The sequence below is a fragment of the Citrobacter sp. MGH104 genome (assembly GCF_001034485.1).
Taxonomy (GTDB): domain Bacteria; phylum Pseudomonadota; class Gammaproteobacteria; order Enterobacterales; family Enterobacteriaceae; genus Citrobacter; species Citrobacter freundii.
Genome location: NZ_KQ089818.1, coordinates 1,774,684 through 1,793,043 on the forward strand (window position 1 = coordinate 1,774,684; position 18,360 = coordinate 1,793,043).

19 protein-coding genes are annotated in these 18,360 nt (G+C 54.6%); 15 read left to right on the forward strand and 4 right to left on the reverse strand.

From position 1 onward, the window contains the following. The first annotated feature begins 30 nt into the window (after window positions 1-30). Window positions 31-1,272, forward strand: a complete 1,242-nt coding sequence (locus SK34_RS08260) for a multifunctional CCA addition/repair protein (protein ID WP_044713693.1) — start codon at window positions 31-33, stop codon at window positions 1,270-1,272. A gap of 96 nt (window positions 1,273-1,368) precedes the next feature. Here the strand turns inward: SK34_RS08260 and bacA are convergent, their stop codons facing one another. Together bacA and folB are read right to left on the reverse strand one after the other, a co-directional pair. Beyond that, on the reverse strand, window positions 1,369-2,187 hold the full coding sequence (gene bacA, locus SK34_RS08265; protein WP_048232824.1) for an undecaprenyl-diphosphate phosphatase: 819 nt from the start codon (window positions 2,185-2,187) through the stop codon (window positions 1,369-1,371). Window positions 2,188-2,273: 86 nt separating this feature from the next. Next, complete coding sequence (folB, locus tag SK34_RS08270) at window positions 2,274-2,642, reverse strand: bifunctional dihydroneopterin aldolase/7,8-dihydroneopterin epimerase (protein ID WP_003838117.1); 369 nt, start codon at window positions 2,640-2,642, stop codon at window positions 2,274-2,276. A 106-nt stretch (window positions 2,643-2,748) separates the two neighbouring features. Here folB and plsY point away from each other — a divergent pair, with 106 nt between their 5' ends. Further along, window positions 2,749-3,366 (forward strand): glycerol-3-phosphate 1-O-acyltransferase PlsY, encoded by a 618-nt coding sequence (gene plsY / locus SK34_RS08275; protein WP_003024662.1) that lies wholly within the window; start codon window positions 2,749-2,751, stop codon window positions 3,364-3,366. A gap of 31 nt (window positions 3,367-3,397) precedes the next feature. Here the strand turns inward: plsY and ttdR are convergent, their stop codons facing one another. Next, the gene (ttdR, locus tag SK34_RS08280; protein WP_016150994.1) at window positions 3,398-4,339 is read right to left on the reverse strand and encodes an L-tartrate utilization transcriptional activator TtdR; all 942 of its coding nucleotides are present in this window, start codon (window positions 4,337-4,339) and stop codon (window positions 3,398-3,400) included. A 212-nt stretch (window positions 4,340-4,551) separates the two neighbouring features. On the opposite strand from ttdR, the gene ttdA reads away from it, so the two are divergent. From ttdA to ureG, 10 genes are all read left to right on the forward strand, one after another. Beyond that, window positions 4,552-5,460, forward strand: coding sequence for a L(+)-tartrate dehydratase subunit alpha (gene ttdA, locus SK34_RS08285; RefSeq protein WP_016150995.1), 909 nt, complete (start codon window positions 4,552-4,554; stop codon window positions 5,458-5,460). After that, entirely contained in the window at window positions 5,457-6,062 is a 606-nt protein-coding gene (ttdB, locus tag SK34_RS08290) for a L(+)-tartrate dehydratase subunit beta (protein WP_003838111.1), read from the forward strand. The genes ttdA and ttdB overlap by 4 nt, the downstream gene beginning before the upstream one ends. Before the next feature lie 48 nt (window positions 6,063-6,110). Next, on the forward strand, window positions 6,111-7,574 hold the full coding sequence (locus SK34_RS08295; protein ID WP_032937357.1) for an anion permease: 1,464 nt from the start codon (window positions 6,111-6,113) through the stop codon (window positions 7,572-7,574). Between the two features lie 121 nt (window positions 7,575-7,695). Further along, window positions 7,696-8,520 carry an urease accessory protein UreD gene (locus SK34_RS08300; protein ID WP_196491836.1) on the forward strand — a complete coding sequence of 275 codons (825 nt, stop codon included), beginning with the start codon at window positions 7,696-7,698 and terminating at the stop codon, window positions 8,518-8,520. Window positions 8,521-8,530: 10 nt separating this feature from the next. Next, complete coding sequence (locus SK34_RS08305; RefSeq protein ID WP_003024678.1) at window positions 8,531-8,833, forward strand: urease subunit gamma; 303 nt, start codon at window positions 8,531-8,533, stop codon at window positions 8,831-8,833. Window positions 8,834-8,842: 9 nt separating this feature from the next. Beyond that, window positions 8,843-9,163, forward strand: coding sequence for an urease subunit beta (locus SK34_RS08310; protein ID WP_003024680.1), 321 nt, complete (start codon window positions 8,843-8,845; stop codon window positions 9,161-9,163). Beyond that, on the forward strand, window positions 9,156-10,859 hold the full coding sequence (gene ureC / locus SK34_RS08315) for an urease subunit alpha (RefSeq protein ID WP_048232825.1): 1,704 nt from the start codon (window positions 9,156-9,158) through the stop codon (window positions 10,857-10,859). The genes SK34_RS08310 and ureC overlap by 8 nt, the downstream gene beginning before the upstream one ends. An 8-nt stretch (window positions 10,860-10,867) precedes the next feature. Further along, the gene (gene ureE, locus SK34_RS08320; RefSeq protein ID WP_003024684.1) at window positions 10,868-11,326 is read left to right on the forward strand and encodes an urease accessory protein UreE; all 459 of its coding nucleotides are present in this window, start codon (window positions 10,868-10,870) and stop codon (window positions 11,324-11,326) included. Beyond that, entirely contained in the window at window positions 11,326-11,997 is a 672-nt protein-coding gene (locus SK34_RS08325) for an urease accessory protein UreF (protein ID WP_044713686.1), read from the forward strand. The genes ureE and SK34_RS08325 overlap by 1 nt, the downstream gene beginning before the upstream one ends. Window positions 11,998-12,006: 9 nt before the next feature. After that, window positions 12,007-12,624 (forward strand): urease accessory protein UreG, encoded by a 618-nt coding sequence (gene ureG / locus SK34_RS08330; RefSeq protein WP_003024692.1) that lies wholly within the window; start codon window positions 12,007-12,009, stop codon window positions 12,622-12,624. Between the two features lie 37 nt (window positions 12,625-12,661). Here the strand turns inward: ureG and tsaD are convergent, their stop codons facing one another. Further along, entirely contained in the window at window positions 12,662-13,675 is a 1,014-nt protein-coding gene (tsaD, locus tag SK34_RS08335) for a tRNA (adenosine(37)-N6)-threonylcarbamoyltransferase complex transferase subunit TsaD (protein ID WP_046670280.1), read from the reverse strand. Window positions 13,676-13,911: 236 nt separating this feature from the next. On the opposite strand from tsaD, the gene rpsU reads away from it, so the two are divergent. The 3 genes from rpsU to rpoD all read left to right on the forward strand — a co-directional run bounded on the left by rpsU (window position 13,912) and on the right by rpoD (window position 18,201). Continuing rightward, on the forward strand, window positions 13,912-14,127 hold the full coding sequence (gene rpsU, locus SK34_RS08340; protein WP_001144069.1) for a 30S ribosomal protein S21: 216 nt from the start codon (window positions 13,912-13,914) through the stop codon (window positions 14,125-14,127). Between the two features lie 237 nt (window positions 14,128-14,364). Further along, entirely contained in the window at window positions 14,365-16,110 is a 1,746-nt protein-coding gene (dnaG, locus tag SK34_RS08345; protein ID WP_003024697.1) for a DNA primase, read from the forward strand. 243 nt (window positions 16,111-16,353) lie between these two features. Next, window positions 16,354-18,201, forward strand: coding sequence for an RNA polymerase sigma factor RpoD (gene rpoD, locus SK34_RS08350; RefSeq protein ID WP_003024699.1), 1,848 nt, complete (start codon window positions 16,354-16,356; stop codon window positions 18,199-18,201). Window positions 18,202-18,360 lie beyond the last annotated feature (159 nt).

An 18,360-nucleotide genomic window follows, 5' to 3' on the forward strand; every position in this document is an offset into this window, starting at 1 on the left:
AAGGGATGTTTTTTTCAAAAGGAAAGTGGCGTGAAGATTTATCTGGTCGGTGGTGCTGTTCGGGATGCGTTATTAGGGCTACCGATTAAAGATAAAGATTGGGTCGTTGTCGGTGCCACGCCGCAAGGAATGCTCGACGCGGGTTACCAACAGGTAGGCCGCGATTTTCCCGTGTTTCTGCATCCGCAAACCCGGGAAGAGTATGCGTTGGCGCGTACTGAACGCAAATCAGGTTCGGGATATACCGGATTCACCTGCTACGCCGCGCCAGATGTGACGCTGGAGGCCGATCTTCAGCGGCGCGACCTGACCATCAACGCAATGGCCCGCGATGACAACGGGGAGATTATCGACCCGTATAACGGACGCGATGATCTGGAAAACCGCCTGCTGCGTCATGTTTCCCCGGCTTTTAGCGAAGATCCACTGCGCGTGCTGCGCGTAGCGCGCTTTGCTGCCCGCTATGCGCATCTTGGCTTTCGTATTGCCGACGAAACCATGACGCTGATGCGCGATATGAACGCCGCTGGCGAACTGGAACACTTGACGCCAGAGCGCGTGTGGAAAGAAACGGAAGGCGCCTTAACTACCCGCAACCCGCAGGTATTTTTTCAGGTCCTGCGCGACTGCGGCGCACTGCACGTTCTGTTTCCTGAAGTGGATGCTCTGTTCGGCGTTCCCGCGCCCGCGCAGTGGCACCCGGAAATTGATACCGGTATTCACACGCTGATGACGCTGTCGATGGCAGCCATGTTAAGCCCGGAGGTCGACGTGCGTTTTGCCACGCTGTGCCACGATCTTGGCAAAGCATTAACGCCTAAAGCGCTATGGCCGCGCCATCATGGCCACGGTCCGGCGGGCGTTAAGCTGGTCGAGCAACTGTGTCAGCGCCTGCGCGTGCCGAATGACATCCGTGATTTAGCCAAACTGGTGGCCGAGTTCCACGACCTCATTCATACCTTCCCGATCCTGCAACCGAAAACAATCGTTAAGCTGTTTGATTCCATCGATGCATGGCGCAAACCGCAGCGCGTGGAGCAAATCGCCCTCACCAGCGAGGCCGACGTGCGTGGGCGAACCGGTTTTGAAGCGGCGGATTACCCGCAAGGCAGGCTGTTGCGTGAAGCCTGGCTGGTTGCACAGGCGGTTCCCACGAAAGATGTCGTGGAAGCGGGATTCAAAGGTCAGGCAATTCGTGAAGAACTGACCCGGCGCCGCATTGCGGCGGTGGCCAACTGGAAGGAGAAGCGGTGTCCCAAACCTGCCCATTAAACTGACGTTGCCGGATGGCGGCATAAATGCCTTACCCGGCCTACATATTACGCCGTAGGCCGGATAAGCGCAGCGCCATCCGGCATTTAGTGGCGATCAGAAAAAAACCACATAGACGGCAGCCGCCACAACAAAGCGGTAAATCGCAAACGGAATGAACGAGATACGCTTAATTAGCTGCAGGAAGGTTTTGATCGCGACCAGCGCCACGATAAACGCCGTCACAAAACCGACTGCAAACATCGGTAAATCTGATGCGCTAAGGAACGACCAGCTCTTGTAGAGATCCAGCGCCGTCGCTCCCATCATCATCGGCACCGCCAGCAGGAATGAAAACTCAGAAGCCGCATAACGGCTCACGCCCATCAGCATGCCGCCAGAAATCGTCGCCCCTGAGCGAGAAAAACCCGGCCACAGCGCCAGACACTGAAAACAGCCAATCATAAACGCCTGGCGATAGGTCATATCATCCAGACCCGGCGCGCGCAGCTCTTTCGGCTTCAGGCATTCTGCGGCAATCAGCAGTACCCCCCCCACCACCAGCGCATACATCACATTGATCGGGTTAAACAGCGACTTGATGGTGTCGTGGAACACCAGTCCCAGTACAACCGCCGGAATCATCCCCAACAGGATATGCCCCAGCGTCAGTCGACCTTTGCCAGTACCTTCATGCGGGGCCTTGCCGAAGTGAATGCCGATCAGGCCAAACAAACGTCGCCAGAACATCACCACCACTGCCAGAATAGACCCCAATTGGATCACCACCTCGAATGTTTTTGCGGTATCACCCTCAAAACCCAACAGGTGGCCAACAATAATCATATGGCCGGTACTGGAAACGGGTAAAAATTCCGTCAATCCTTCGACCACACCCAAAATTGCCGCCACCAGCAGCGAGTGCATATCACTCATTAATAAACCCCTAGATAGAGAAAACACGGCAAAAAAGAGCCGACGAAAGGACTCTTTTATACCCGTTTGATTTAGAAATTATTAAATTAATTATTTTCTTTCAGATTATTGCCACGCTCAATGACGACCCCGACGTTTGCCGCACGGGCTACCGCGCCAGGTTTGCTGAGTTTGATCCGCACCCACGGTGAATTAAAGCGGTTAAGTAGCAAATCCGCCACCTCTTCCGCCACACGTTCTACCAGCGCAAAACGCCCACCTTCCACATGATTAACAACCGTTTGAGCAATATCAGCATAGCTCAGGCAATCAGCCACATCATCGCTTTTAGCTGATTTGCGGTTATCCCATGCCATTTCGATATCGAACACCAACCGTTGTTCGATCGTTTGTTCCCAGTCGTAAACACCAATAGTGGTGATTACAGAAAGTTGCTCTATAAATACAATATCCATCACGACCTGCCTGCTTTTTGGCTAACCCGGATACCACTTCCGGCGAAATATGCGTATTATCCACAGAAGTAGCGTTTTACACGACATTTTCAAAACGGAACAGCTTATGAGTGCAATCGCGCCTGGAATGATTATCTTCGCGTACCTCTGTGGCTCAATTTCCAGTGCTATTCTGGTATGCCGCCTTGCTGGATTGCCGGACCCGCGCGACAGCGGCTCTGGGAATCCGGGCGCGACAAACGTGCTGCGCATCGGTGGCAAGGGAGCCGCCGTCGCGGTACTGATTTTCGACGTCCTGAAAGGTATGTTACCCGTCTGGGGTGCCTATGCGCTAGGCGTCAGCCCCTTCTGGCTGGGGTTGATCGCAATCGCCGCCTGTCTGGGACATATTTGGCCGGTATTTTTCGGCTTTAAAGGTGGAAAAGGCGTTGCCACCGCCTTTGGCGCAATTGCGCCGATTGGCTGGGACTTAACCGGCGTGATGGCCGGAACCTGGCTACTAACCGTCCTGTTAAGCGGCTACTCGTCGTTAGGCGCTATCGTCAGTGCGCTGATCGCCCCTTTTTACGTCTGGTGGTTCAATCCCCAGTTCACTTTCCCGGTGTCCATGTTGTCGTGCTTAATTCTGCTTCGTCACCATGACAACATTCAGCGTCTGTGGCGTCGTCAGGAGCCGAAGATCTGGACCAAGCTAAAGAAAAAACGCGAAAAAGACCCCGAGTGATTTTATTGTCGGATAGCGACGCGTCGGCGTCTTATCCGGCCTCGGGGATGTGATACCCCTCCACCGGTTTGCCTAATCGGTTCTGACACCACGTCGCCAGAAACTCCACGCACACGCGAAGCTTCACGCTGCGATACAGCGGCTCCTGATAAACCGCCCAGATATTAGCGCTCTGCGCATAGTCCGGCAGCACCCGCTCCAGTTCACCGCTGGCCAGAAACGGTTGTACGTCCCATTCAGAACGCAGCATGATCCCTTTTCCCTGTAGCGCCCACTGCAGCACAATCTCACCGCTGTTAGAAGAAAGATGTCCCGCCACCTTAACCGACTTTTTCTCCTGACCGTTATCCAGTTCCCACACCCCGTGAGTCATATCCCGTTCTTTGGTGACCAGACAATCATGCCGAATTAATTCCTGTAACGTCGTCGGCTCACCGTATTTTTGTAAATACGTCGGTGCTGCGCATAATATCCTTTTATTTTTCGTTAACAAATGAGCAATATAATAATCAGGAATTTCATCATTGATACGAATATCCAAATCGATATTATCCTGCGCCAAATCAATTTGCCGATCGTAAAGTTCAAAATGTACCTGTAATTCAGGATAGCTGTGCATCAATTCTGTAATTGCCGGTGCAATATAACTGCGCCCAAAACCAAAGCTACAGCCGATACGAATCATCCCTGCCGGACGCGTTTTGAGTTGCGTAACGTCATCGACCAGATGTTGATAACCTGCGAGGATCGCCTGCGCGTGTTCATAGCAACGTTGACCACTCTCCGTTAGCGCCACGCCGCGCGCCGAGCGGCTTAGCAACGTAGCCCCTAGCGTGGACTCGAGGATCTGAATGCGCTTCGTCACAAACGCTGGCGTCTGGCCCAGCGTCGCAGCGGCGGCGCTAAAGCTGCCGCTATGAACAATTTCAACCAGCACCTGTAGGTCTTTCGCCAGGGGATACGTATTCAGCATGATCGGTAATCCGTAATGTGATTAACCGCAGTGTAATTCTCCCATACGTATTAAACCCTGCCCTGGCGCAATTTTTATTGCCTTATCTGGACATCATTCACGAACTGTTAATTAGATATTCACAGTGCCAAATAATATAAAACCACATTTTTAGTGGTAGTTTGTGGCGGAGAATTTATTTCCAGACAAATAAAAGAACTGGAGTTAATAAGATGAGCAATCAAAATAACCAACATGCGATAACTACGCTGACGAACATTGTCGCCGACTTTACCGCCATGATTTCTACCCGCATGCCTGACGATGTTGTGGATAAATTAAAACAGCTGCGTGAAGGCGAAACCTCGCCGATGGGTAAAATCATCTACCACACCATGTTTGACAACATGCAGAAAGCTATCGACCTGAACCGCCCAGCCTGTCAGGACACCGGGGAGATTATGTTCTTCGTGAAGGTCGGTTCCCGTTTTCCGCTACTTGGCGAACTGCAAAGCATTCTGAAACAGGCTGTTGAAGATGCCACGGTAAAAGCGCCGCTGCGCCATAACGCGGTTGAGATTTTTGACGAAGTGAATACCGGAAAAAATACCGGTACCGGTGTGCCGTGGGTCACATGGGACATCATCCCTGATAACGATGACGCGGAAATCGAAGTCTACATGGCAGGCGGCGGCTGTACGCTGCCGGGGCGCTCGAAAGTGTTAATGCCTTCTGAAGGCTACGAAGGCGTGGTGAAATTTGTCTTCGAAAATATCTCCACGCTGGCAGTTAACGCCTGTCCTCCGGTGCTGGTGGGCGTGGGTATTGCCACCTCTGTCGAAACCGCTGCCGTGCTTTCTCGTAAAGCGGTGCTGCGCCCAATCGGATCACGCCATCCAAACCCAAAAGCGGCAGAACTGGAACTGCGCCTGGAAGAAGGACTTAACCGTCTGGGCATTGGGCCGCAAGGGTTGACCGGGAATAGCTCAGTGATGGGCGTACATATCGAATCCGCCGCGCGCCACCCGTCGACTATCGGCGTTGCCGTCTCTACCGGCTGCTGGGCGCATCGTCGCGGCACGCTGTTGGTTCATGCCGACCTCTCATTCGAAAACCTGTCTCACACCCGGAGCGCGTTATGAAAAAGATCCTCACAACCCCGATCAAAACCGAAGATCTGGCAGACATTCGCGTTGGCGATGTCATTTACCTGACCGGCACGCTGGTGACCTGCCGTGACGTTTGCCACCGTCGCCTGATCGAACTGAAGCGCCCGATTCCTTATGACCTGAACGGCAAAGCCATTTTCCATGCGGGCCCGATCGTCCGTAAGAACGGTGAAAAATGGGAGATGGTCTCCGTCGGCCCAACTACCAGCATGCGTATGGAAGCGTTTGAGAAAGACTTTATCGAGCAGACGGGCGTCAAGCTGGTGGTCGGCAAAGGCGGCATGGGGCCGCTGACGGAAGAAGGCTGCAAACAGTTTAAATCACTGCACGTCATCTTCCCGGCTGGCTGTGCGGTCGTGGCGGCTACTCAGGTTGAAGAAATTGAAGAGGTACACTGGACCGAACTCGGCATGCCGGAATCTCTGTGGGTATGCCGGGTAAAAGAGTTCGGCCCGCTGATCGTTTCCATCGATACTCACGGTAATAACCTGATTGCCGAAAACAAAAAGCTGTTCGCTGAACGTCGCGATCCTATCGTCGAAGAAATCTGCGAGCACGTGCACTACATCAAATAACCCTCCCGGAGGGGCGTAACGCCTCTCCCTCTTTGCAGGGATACAACAATGGCACCTTTAGCTGGTTGGTGGCGATACCTGGCTCCGCTGGTGGTCATCGCCATTATTGCTGTTCTGCCCGTCCCCACCGGTCTTGAGAGTCACACCTGGCTCTATTTTGCCGTCTTTACCGGTGTGATTGTCGGGCTTATTCTGGAACCTGTACCGGGCGCGGTGGTGGCGATGATTGGCATTTCGATCATCGCCGTCCTTTCACCGTGGCTGCTGTTCAGTCCGGAGCAACTCGCGCAGGACGGTTTTAAATTTACTGCCAAATCGCTGTCGTGGGCGGTATCTGGATTCTCAAACTCGGTCATCTGGCTGATCTTCGCGGCCTTTATGTTTGGTACTGGCTATGAGAAAACCGGCCTTGGTCGGCGAATCGCGCTGATGCTGGTGAAAAAGATGGGGCACCGGACGTTATTTCTCGGCTATGCGGTGATGTTCTCCGAACTTATCCTCGCTCCCGTCACGCCTTCCAACTCCGCGCGCGGAGCCGGAATAATCTACCCGATTATCCGCAACCTGCCGCCGCTGTATAACTCGCAGCCCAATAGCGCCAGTTCACGCTCCATTGGCTCGTACATCATGTGGATGGGCATTGTCGCTGACTGCGTTACCAGCGCTATTTTCTTAACGGCGATGGCACCGAATCTGCTGTTGATCGGCCTGATGAAAGGCGCGTCCCACACGGCGCTGAGCTGGGGCGACTGGTTCTTAGGCATGCTGCCGCTGAGCATTTTACTGGTGCTGATCGTGCCGTGGCTGGCGTACCTGCTGTATCCACCGGTACTGAAATCCGGCGATCAGGTTCCACGTTGGGCGGATACAGAGCTAAAAGCGATGGGACCGCTCTGCGCTCGCGAGAAAAAGATGCTGGTACTGATGGTCGGCGCGTTAGTGCTGTGGATCTTCGGCGGCGACTACATTGACGCCGCAATGGTCGGATACAGCGTGGTGGCGTTGATGCTGGTACTACGCATCATTAGCTGGGATGACATCGTCAGCAATAAAGCCGCATGGAACGTCTTTTTCTGGCTGGCCTCGCTGATAACGCTCGCCACCGGGCTCAATAACACCGGTTTTATTACCTGGTTCGGCAAGCTGCTGGCGGGAGGACTGAGCGGCTATTCGCCGATGATGGTGATGGTGGCGCTGATCGTGGTGTTCTATCTGCTGCGCTACTTCTTTGCCAGCGCCACGGCGTATACCTCTGCCCTCGCGCCGATGATGATTGCCGCCGCGCTGGCAATGCCGGAAATCCCGCTACCGGTCTTCTGCCTGATGGTCGGCGCCGCCATTGGCCTGGGCAGCATTCTGACCCCGTACGCCACCGGTCCTAGCCCTATCTACTACGGCAGCGGTTATTTGCCAACGGTGGATTACTGGCGACTCGGCGCTATTTTTGGCCTGATTTTCCTCGTGCTGCTGGTGATCACCGGTCTGATCTGGATGCCCCTCGTTTTACTGTAATCTCCCTTGGGCGGCATATTGTCGCCCCTTAATCCATAAGCTTCTCATATGATCGATTTCCCGATGCGCTGAGGCATACTTTTTTGTATGCAAACACCCTCATGCTGATAGGGGAAACGCTCTGGACACGGTTGCGCACGAGACACTCACACGAGGCTGGCAGGCCGAACTGGAACTGCATTTTTCCTGCACCGGGCACAAAACGGTGCTCGCCTCGGCGCGTCATCATGGTCCATTGACAGTTCAGCGCCCGTTTTACCCGGAAGAGGACGTCTGCCACCTCTATTTGCTGCATCCACCTGCGGGGATCGTTGGCGGGGATGAGCTTCATATTGCCGTCACGCTCGACGAAAACAGCCATGCGTTAATCACCCAGCCCGGCGCGGGCAAGTTTTATCGCAGTCGAGGGCCACAAGCGTTGCTGCGCCAGCATTTTACCCTCGCCTCGCACGCCACGCTGGAGTGGCTGCCGCAGGATACGATCCTCTTTCCCGGCGCCAACGCCGCTATTCAGACCGTCTTTCATCTGACATCCGCAAGTCGCCTGCTGGCCTGGGATCTGCTGTGTCTTGGCCGACCGGTTATGCAGGAAACTTTCAGCCACGGCATGCTGCAAAATCGCCTGGAAGTGTGGCGAGATGGGCTGCCGCTGCTGATAGAACGCTTGATATTGCAGGAGGGGAATCTGAGCGGCGTCGCGCATCATCCCTGGGTCGGCACGTTGCTGTGTTATCCGGCCAACGAACACATGCTGGAGGGCACGCGGGAGCGGCTTATGGCGCTTGGCGATTACGCCGGGGCAACGCTTAACGACTCGCTGCTGACAATCCGTTTTCTTGCTAACGACAACCTGGTTGTTCAGCGCGTTATGCGTGACATCTGGCAATTTTTGCGCCCGCTGCTGACACATAAAACGCCTGTACTACCGAGAATCTGGCAAACCTAAGAGAACCCTTATGGAACTGACCCCCAGAGAAAAAGATAAGTTGTTGCTGTTTACCGCCGCGCTGGTGGCGGAACGTCGCCTGGCCCGCGGGCTGAAGCTGAACTACCCGGAATCGGTGGCGCTGATTAGCGCTTTCATCATGGAAGGGGCGCGCGACGGGCAAACTGTAGCCGCGCTGATGGAGGACGGGCGTCACGTGCTGCGCCGTGATCAGGTGATGGAAGGCGTACCGGAAATGATCCCGGATATTCAGGTTGAAGCCACCTTTCCGGACGGATCGAAGCTGGTCACTGTCCACAATCCGATCGTCTAAGGAGCGGCAATGATCCCAGGTGAATATCAGATCGCAAAAGGCAGTATCGCACTTAATCAGGGGCGAGAGATCTGCACGATCGTGGTGGAAAATCATGGCGACAGGCCCATCCAGGTGGGATCGCACTATCACTTTTTCGAAGTGAACCCGGCGCTGCACTTTGACAGGCTGGCCGCACGCGGCTTTCGTCTGAACATTGCTGCGGGCACAGCGGTGCGTTTTGAGCCCGGACAAAAACGCGAAGTCGAACTGGTGCGCGTTGCTGGCGCACAAAGGATCGTGGGTTTTCGCAGCGAAGTGATGGGCGCGCTGGAGGCAGATAATGAGTGACATTTCCCGGCAGGCGTACGCCGACATGTTTGGCCCAACCACTGGCGATAAAGTGCGCCTGGCGGATACCGACCTGTGGATCGAAGTGGAAAAAGACTTCACCACCTACGGTGAAGAGGTCAAATTCGGCGGCGGAAAAGTGATCCGCGACGGCATGGGCCAGGGGCAAATGCGCGCCGATGCATGTGTGGATCTGGTGATAACCAACGCGCTGATCGTCGATCACTGGGGGATCGTGAAAGCGGATATCGGTATCAAAGCCGGCAGGATCTTCGCCATCGGCAAGGCAGGTAATCCCGATATTCAGCCCAACGTTACGATCCCGATAGGCGTGGGAACTGAAGTCATCGCCGGGGAAGGCAAGATCGTCACCGCAGGCGGCGTGGATACGCATATTCACTGGATCTGCCCACAGCAGGCGCAAGAGGCGCTGGTTTCCGGCGTGACGACGATGATCGGCGGCGGCACCGGTCCGGCCGCGGGCACTCACGCCACCACCTGTACGCCGGGTCCGTGGTACATCGCACGCATGCTGCAGGCAGCAGACACGTTACCGGTTAACATCGGTTTACTGGGCAAAGGTAACGGCTCAAATCCTGACGCCTTGCGCGAGCAAATCACTGCAGGCGCAATTGGCCTGAAAATCCATGAAGACTGGGGCGCCACACCCGCCGCTATCGACTGCGCGCTGACCGTGGCCGACGAAATGGACATCCAGGTCGCGCTGCACAGCGACACGCTCAATGAGTCCGGTTTCGTGGAAGATACGCTGGCGGCGATTGGCGATCGTACCATTCATACTTTTCACACCGAAGGCGCGGGCGGCGGTCATGCGCCGGATATCATCACCGCCTGCGCGCATCCGAATATCCTGCCCTCCTCTACGAACCCGACGCTGCCCTATACCATCAACACCATCGACGAGCATCTCGACATGCTGATGGTTTGCCACCATCTCGATCCAGATATCGCCGAAGACGTGGCCTTTGCCGAATCACGCATTCGCCGGGAAACGATCGCTGCCGAAGATGTGCTGCATGACATTGGCGCCTTTTCCCTGACCTCGTCCGATTCACAGGCAATGGGGCGCGTGGGCGAAGTGATCCTGCGTACCTGGCAGGTGGCGCACCGCATGAAGGTTCAGCGTGGCCCGTTGGCAGAAGAAACCGGTGACAACGACAACCTGCGCGTTAAACGTTACGTCGCCAAATACACCATCAATCCGGCGCTAACCCACGGTATCGCCCATGAAGTCGGCTCCGTTGAACCTGGCAAACTGGCCGATCTGGTGTTGTGGTCACCGGCATTCTTTGGCGTAAAACCGGCGACGATCGTTAAAGGCGGGATGATCGTCTGTGCGCCGATGGGCGACATCAATGCCTCGATTCCCACCCCACAGCCGGTGCATTACCGCATGATGTTCGGCGCACTTGGCGCAGCGCGGCATCACACCCGGCTGACCTTTATTTCGCAGGCCGCTGATGCGCAAAACATCGTGCAGCAGCTCAACCTGCAAAGCGCCATCGCCGTCGTTAAAGGCTGCAGAACAGTGAAAAAGGCCGACATGATCCACAACGACCTGCAACCCAATATCACCGTCGATGCTCAGACCTACGAGGTGCGTATTGATGGCGAACTGATTACCAGCGAACCGGCAAACGTTTTGCCGATGACACAACGCTATTTTCTGTTTTAGGAGTGACGATGATCTACCTGACCCAACGCCTTGACCACGCTCACCGCGTCACCGCAAGCGTCACGCTACCCATTGATATGCGCGTAAAAAGTCGTGCCAGAGTGGCACTGAACGACGGTCGCGAAGCCGGGCTGATGCTACCGCGCGGTTTGCTGTTACGCGGTGGCGACCTGCTGACCACCGACGATGGCAGCGAGGTGATCGAAGTGATCGCCGCGCCGGAGTCGGTTTCCGTGGTGCGCTGCGCCGATCCTTTCCTACTCGCCAAAGCCTGTTATCACCTCGGCAATCGCCACGTTCCGCTGCAAATCCTGCCGGATGAGCTGCGCTACCACCACGATCATGTGCTGGACGCCATGCTGCGCCAGTTCAACCTCGAGGTGACGTTCGCTCAACTACCGTTTGAACCGGAAGCAGGCGCTTATGCCAGTGAATCACACGGGCATCATCACGGCCATGCGCACTGATGCATAACACCCAACAGTTGCGTCTGATGCAGCTCGCCAGCAGCGCACTCCCGGTGGGGTCGTTTACCTGGTCCCAGGGTCTGGAATGGGCGGTGGAGATTGGCTGGGTGAAAAGCGTCGATGACTTCTCTGCCTGGCAAATTCAGCAGATGGAGCAGAACTTTTTTACCGTCGACCTACCGCTGCTGGCGAGACTGTATCGCGCCTGCGAGCAGGACGATCTCGATGCCGCGCGCCGCTGGAGCGCTTACCTGTTGGCCTGCCGGGAAACTCGCGAACTGCGGGATGAAGAACGCAGTCGGGGCGCGGCGTTTACGCGGCTGGTCACCGACTGGGAGGCGGATTGCTCGCGAGAGTGGCGCACTCTCTTCACCGACAGCCAACTCTGCGGCATGGCCTGGCTGGCCGTGCGCTGGAGAATTCCCCTGACCGAACTGGCGTTAAGCCTCGGCTACAGCTGGATTGAGAGCGCTGTGATGGCTGGCGTCAAGCTGGTTCCTTTTGGACAACAGGCGGCCCAGCGTTTGATTATTGCGCTCTGCGATCGCTATGCGCAGGGGCTGGCACAGGCGCTGGCGACGCCTGACGCCAGTCTCGGCTCCGCAACGCCGTTGGCCGCTATCGCGTCTGCCCGGCATGAAACCCAATATTCCCGATTATTCCGCTCCTGAGGAGAAAAAATGAGTAACTACAAGCATCCCCTGCGTGTGGGCGTTGGCGGCCCGGTCGGCTCCGGCAAAACGGCGCTGCTGGAAGCGTTATGCAAATCCATGCGCAGCAGCTATCAACTGGCGGTGGTGACCAACGATATCTACACCAAAGAAGATCAGCGCATTCTCACCGAGGCGGGCGCACTGGAGCCAGACAGGATCGTCGGTGTGGAAACCGGCGGTTGCCCGCATACTGCTATCCGCGAAGATGCATCGATGAATCTGGCTGCCGTAGAGGCGCTGAGCGAGAAATTCGGCAATCTGGATCTGATTTTTGTGGAAAGCGGTGGCGATAACCTGAGCGCCACCTTCAGTCCGGAATTAGCGGATCTGACGATCTATGTGATCGACGTTGCCGAAGGCGAGAAGATCCCGCGTAAAGGCGGTCCTGGGATCACTAAATCCGATTTTCTGGTTATCAATAAAACCGATCTGGCCCCTTACGTCGGCGCCTCGCTGGAGGTGATGGAACGCGATACCCTGCGTATGCGCGGGGAGCGTCCGTGGACGTTCAGTAATTTAAAATCCGGAGAGGGTCTGGAAAAAATTATCGCGTTTCTGGAAGAGAAAGGAATGCTGCGGATGTAGCGTCTTGCCCGGTAACATTGCGCCACCGGGCAAAAAATCACGCCGCCGGTAATTCCGCCAGCGGCCAGCGTGGGCGCACGGTTACGCCAAGATCCGCCGTTGCGCCCGCTTTAAAACGCACCATGCCCGCGTAGGCGATCATCGCCCCGTTGTCGGTACAAAATTCCGGACGCGCGTAAAATACTTCGCCACGACGTTTTTGCATCATTTCAGCCAATTTTGCGCGCAGCGTACGGTTCGCGCTCACGCCCCCCGCCATCACCAGACGTTTAAAACCGGTTTGATCCAACGCGCGTTTGCACTTGATCATCAGCGTATCAACTACCGCATCTTCAAAGGCACGGGCGATATCTGCGCGCGTCTGATCGTCATTTTCGTTATTACGAATGGTATTCGCGGCAAAGGTTTTCAGCCCGGAGAAGCTGAAATCCAGCCCCGGACGATCGGTCATCGGGCGCGGGAAGACAAAACGTTTTTCAACGCCTTGCGAGGCCAGCTTTGACAACATTGGACCGCCAGGATAATCCAGCCCCAGCAGCTTGGCGGTTTTGTCGAACGCTTCGCCAGCAGCATCATCAATCGATTCGCCGAGTAATTCATACTGACCGATACCGGTGACGCTGATCAGCTGCGTGTGACCGCCGGAAACCAGCAGCGCGACGAACGGGAACGCAGGGGGATTATCTTCCAGCATTGGCGCCAGCAGATGCCCTTCCATGTGGTGCACAGGAATTGCCGGTACGCCCCAGGCGAACGCCAGCGAACGTCCTACGGTTGCGCCAACCAGCAGCGCGCCAACCAGACCAGGACCTGCGGTATACGCCACCGCATCGATCTCTTTTGCCGCCAGTCCCGCCTCTTTCAGCGCGGCCTGGATCAGCGGTACGGTTTTACGTACGTGATCGCGCGAGGCCAGTTCTGGCACTACGCCGCCGTAGTCAGCGTGTAATTTCACCTGACTATACAATTGGTTGGCTAAAAGACCTTTTTCATCGTCGTAAATGGCGATGCCGGTTTCATCGCAGGATGTTTCAATACCCAGTACACGCATGACTTGTTTTACCTCGCTCTATTACCGCGCAGTGTAGGACCAATGCGGGTTGATGTAAAACTTTGTTCGCCCCAGGAGTTCCGCTCGTGTATACTCCTTGTCCTTATAAAAGTCCCTTTCAAAATCGCGTCGGTGCTTTACAAAGCAGCAGCAATTGCAGTAAAATTCCGCACCATTTTGAAATAAGCTGGCGTTGATGCCAGCGGCAAACCGAATTTATTAAAGGTGAGAGTTACATGCCGGTAATTAAAGTACGTGAAAACGAGCCGTTCGACGTAGCACTGCGTCGCTTCAAGCGTTCATGCGAAAAAGCAGGTGTTCTGGCGGAAGTTCGTCGTCGTGAGTTCTATGAAAAACCGACTACCGAACGTAAGCGCGCTAAAGCTTCTGCTGTGAAACGTCACGCGAAGAAACTGGCTCGCGAAAACGCACGCCGTACTCGTCTGTACTAATCTATTGAGAGCCAAAGCTCTCAATTCAGACTGAGTTGTAGTTGTAAGGCCGTGCTTCCGGAAGGAATGCGCGGCTTATTTTCGTTTATACACGTCATCATTCAAGCTGCCTCAGTGTTGGCTGCAGTCGCTCACCCCAGACACGTACTGCTGTACGCTCCTGAGGATTCGCTTCCTTGCCGCCTTGATGCATCCTGAATGATTTTGTGTATATGAGTCATCAAAAAACAGGGGCTTATGGCTGGACGAATTCCTCGCGTTTTTATCAATGACCTGCTGGCAAGAACCGACATCGTCGATCTCATCGACGCGCGGGTAAAGCTGAAAAAGCAGGGCAAAAATTATCACGCGTGCTGTCCGTTCCATAACGAAAAAACCCCCTCTTTCACCGTAAACGGTGAAAAACAGTTTTATCACTGCTTTGGGTGTGGCGCGCATGGCAACGCCGTCGACTTTCTCATGAACTACGACAAGCTCGAGTTTGTGGAAACCGTCGAAGAACTGGCCGCAATGCACAACCTTGAAGTGCCCTATGAAGCAGGCAGTGGCCCCAGTCAGATAGAGCGCCATCAACGGCAAAGCCTTTATCAATTGATGGATGGCCTGAACACTTTTTATCAACAGTCTTTGATGCAACCCGCCGCTACCCCTGCGCGCCAGTACCTGGAAAAGCGAGGATTAAGTAGCGACGTTATCACCCGTTTTGCTATTGGTTTTGCGCCCCCCGGCTGGGACAACGTCCTGAAACGGTTTGGCGGCAATGCTGAAAATCGCAAATCGCTGGTTGATGCGGGGATGTTGGTCACCAACGATCAGGGACGCAGTTACGATCGCTTCCGCGAACGGGTGATGTTCCCCATCCGCGACAAACGTGGTCGGGTCATTGGTTTTGGTGGACGCGTGCTGGGCGATGCCCTGCCGAAGTATCTGAACTCCCCGGAAACCGATATTTTCCATAAAGGTCGCCAGCTGTATGGTCTTTATGAAGCCCAGCAGGATAACGCCGATCCACAGCGCCTGTTAGTGGTAGAAGGCTATATGGATGTGGTGGCGCTGGCGCAATACGGCATTAACTACGCCGTGGCATCCCTTGGGACGTCAACCACCGCCGATCACATCCAACTGTTGTTCCGCGCGACGAACAACGTAATTTGCTGTTACGACGGCGACCGTGCCGGACGCGACGCAGCATGGCGCGCGCTGGAAACCGCACTGCCCTATATGACAGACGGACGCCAGCTACGCTTTATGTTTTTACCTGACGGCGAAGATCCCGATACGCTAGTGCGCAAAGAAGGGAAAGAGGCCTTTGAAGCGCGGATGGAGCAGGCGCTGCCGCTCTCTGCGTTTTTATTTAACAGCCTGTTGCCGCAGGTGGATTTGAGTACCCCAGACGGACGCGCACAGCTCAGCACGCTGGCATTACCGCTGATTACTCAAGTACCAGGCGAAACGTTGCGCATTTACCTGCGACAGGAGTTGGGAAACAAGCTCGGCATTCTGGATGACAGCCAGCTTGAACGTTTAATGCCAAAACTGGCAGAAAATGGGGCTTCCCGCCCTGTTCCACAGCTAAAACGTACGACCATGCGTATACTTATAGGGTTGCTGGTGCAGAACCCGGAGCTCGCCCCGCTGGTTCCACCGTTAGGGGCACTGGATAGCAATAAGCTGCCTGGACTTGGCTTATTCAGAGAACTGGTCAACACTTGTCTGGCTCAGCCAGGTCTGACCACCGGGCAACTTTTAGAACACTATCGTGGCACAAATGATGCTGCGACCCTTGAAAAACTGTCGATGTGGGACGATATAGCAGATAAAGATATCGCAGAAAAAACCTTCACCGACTCACTCAACCATATGTTTGATTCGATGCTTGAACTGCGCCAGGAAGAGTTGATAGCTCGTGAGCGCACACACGGTTTAAGCAGCGAAGAACGCCGGGAACTCTGGACGCTGAACCAGGAACTGGCCAAGAAATAAGAGAAAGACAAAACAAAGACAAAATCATTCGCGTTGTATCAAGGCAGCAAGTAAACGAACGCAGCTAACGCAGAGACAACGTGAAAGATGAAGTATTTAACGGCTTAACTGCCGAATATCGATCGGGAAGCCCCCGACAGCCGCACGGAGAGGCAGCGGCAAAATATAAGTATGCCCTCGTTTTGCCGTTGGCGGTTTTACCGCCCAACACCAATCAAACGAATTAAGTGTGGATACCGTCTTATGGAGCAAAACCCGCAGTCACAGCTGAAGCTTCTTGTCCAACGTGGTAAGGAGCAAGGCTATCTGACCTATGCCGAGGTCAATGACCATCTGCCGGAAGATATCGTCGATTCAGATCAAATCGAAGACATCATCCAAATGATCAATGACATGGGTATTCAGGTGATGGAAGAAGCACCTGATGCCGATGATCTGCTGCTTGCTGAAACCTCCAACAGCACCGATGAAGACGCGGAAGAAGCGGCTGCCCAGGTTCTGTCCAGCGTTGAGTCCGAAATCGGTCGTACAACTGACCCGGTCCGCATGTACATGCGTGAAATGGGTACCGTTGAACTGTTAACCCGCGAAGGCGAAATCGACATCGCTAAACGCATCGAAGACGGGATTAACCAGGTTCAATGCTCCGTTGCCGAATACCCGGAAGCTATCACCTACCTGCTTGAGCAGTACGATCGCGTAGAAGCTGAAGAAGCACGTCTTTCCGATCTGATCACTGGCTTTGTCGATCCAAACGCGGAAGAAGACATGGCGCCCACGGCGACCCACGTCGGTTCTGAACTCTCTCAGGAAGAGATGGATGACGATGAAGACGAAGATGAAGAAGATGGCGACGACGACAGCAGCGATGACGACAACAGCATCGACCCTGAGTTAGCGCGTGAAAAATTCGGTGAACTGCGTACTCAGTACGAAATCACTCGTGACACCATCAAAGCGAAAGGCCGCAGCCATGCTGCCGCGCAGGAAGAAATTCAGAAGCTGTCCGAAGTGTTCAAACAGTTCCGCCTGGTGCCGAAGCAGTTCGACTACCTGGTAAACAGCATGCGCGTCATGATGGACCGCGTGCGTACTCAGGAACGTCTGATCATGAAGCTCTGCGTTGAGCAGTGCAAAATGCCGAAGAAAAACTTCATCACCCTGTTCACTGGCAACGAAACCAGCGAAACCTGGTTCAACGCGGCAATCGCGATGAACAAACCGTGGTCTGAAAAACTGCACGATGTGGCAGATGACGTTCACCGCGGCCTGCAGAAACTGCAGCAGATTGAAGAAGAAACCGGCCTGACCATCGAGCAGGTTAAAGATATCAACCGTCGCATGTCCATCGGTGAAGCGAAAGCCCGCCGTGCGAAAAAAGAGATGGTTGAAGCGAACTTACGTCTGGTTATCTCTATCGCTAAAAAATACACCAACCGTGGCCTGCAGTTCCTGGATCTGATTCAGGAAGGTAACATCGGTCTGATGAAAGCGGTTGATAAGTTTGAATACCGTCGTGGTTACAAGTTCTCCACCTATGCAACCTGGTGGATCCGTCAGGCGATCACCCGTTCGATCGCGGATCAGGCGCGTACCATCCGTATCCCGGTACATATGATTGAGACCATTAACAAGCTCAACCGTATCTCCCGTCAGATGCTGCAAGAGATGGGCCGCGAGCCAACGCCGGAAGAACTGGCTGAACGCATGCTGATGCCAGAAGACAAGATCCGTAAAGTGCTGAAGATCGCTAAAGAGCCTATCTCCATGGAAACGCCGATCGGCGACGATGAAGATTCGCATCTGGGTGATTTCATCGAGGATACCACCCTCGAGTTGCCGCTGGACTCTGCGACTACCGAGAGCCTGCGTGCCGCAACGCACGACGTTCTGGCTGGCCTGACCGCCCGTGAAGCGAAAGTTCTGCGTATGCGTTTCGGTATCGATATGAACACCGACCACACGCTGGAAGAAGTCGGTAAACAGTTCGACGTTACCCGCGAACGTATCCGTCAGATCGAAGCGAAAGCGCTGCGTAAACTGCGCCACCCGAGCCGCTCTGAAGTACTGCGTAGCTTCCTCGACGATTAATCGTTTCTGTTATTAAGAAGCTCCCTCCGGGGAGCTTTTTTTTTTGGGATTTTCCGCAGTGTACAAAAATTGGTAGGGGGCATTGCCTATACACGCAATTGTAAATGATATTTATTTTCATTATCATTTTCTTTTCGTAAACAACTGTAAAGAAAAATG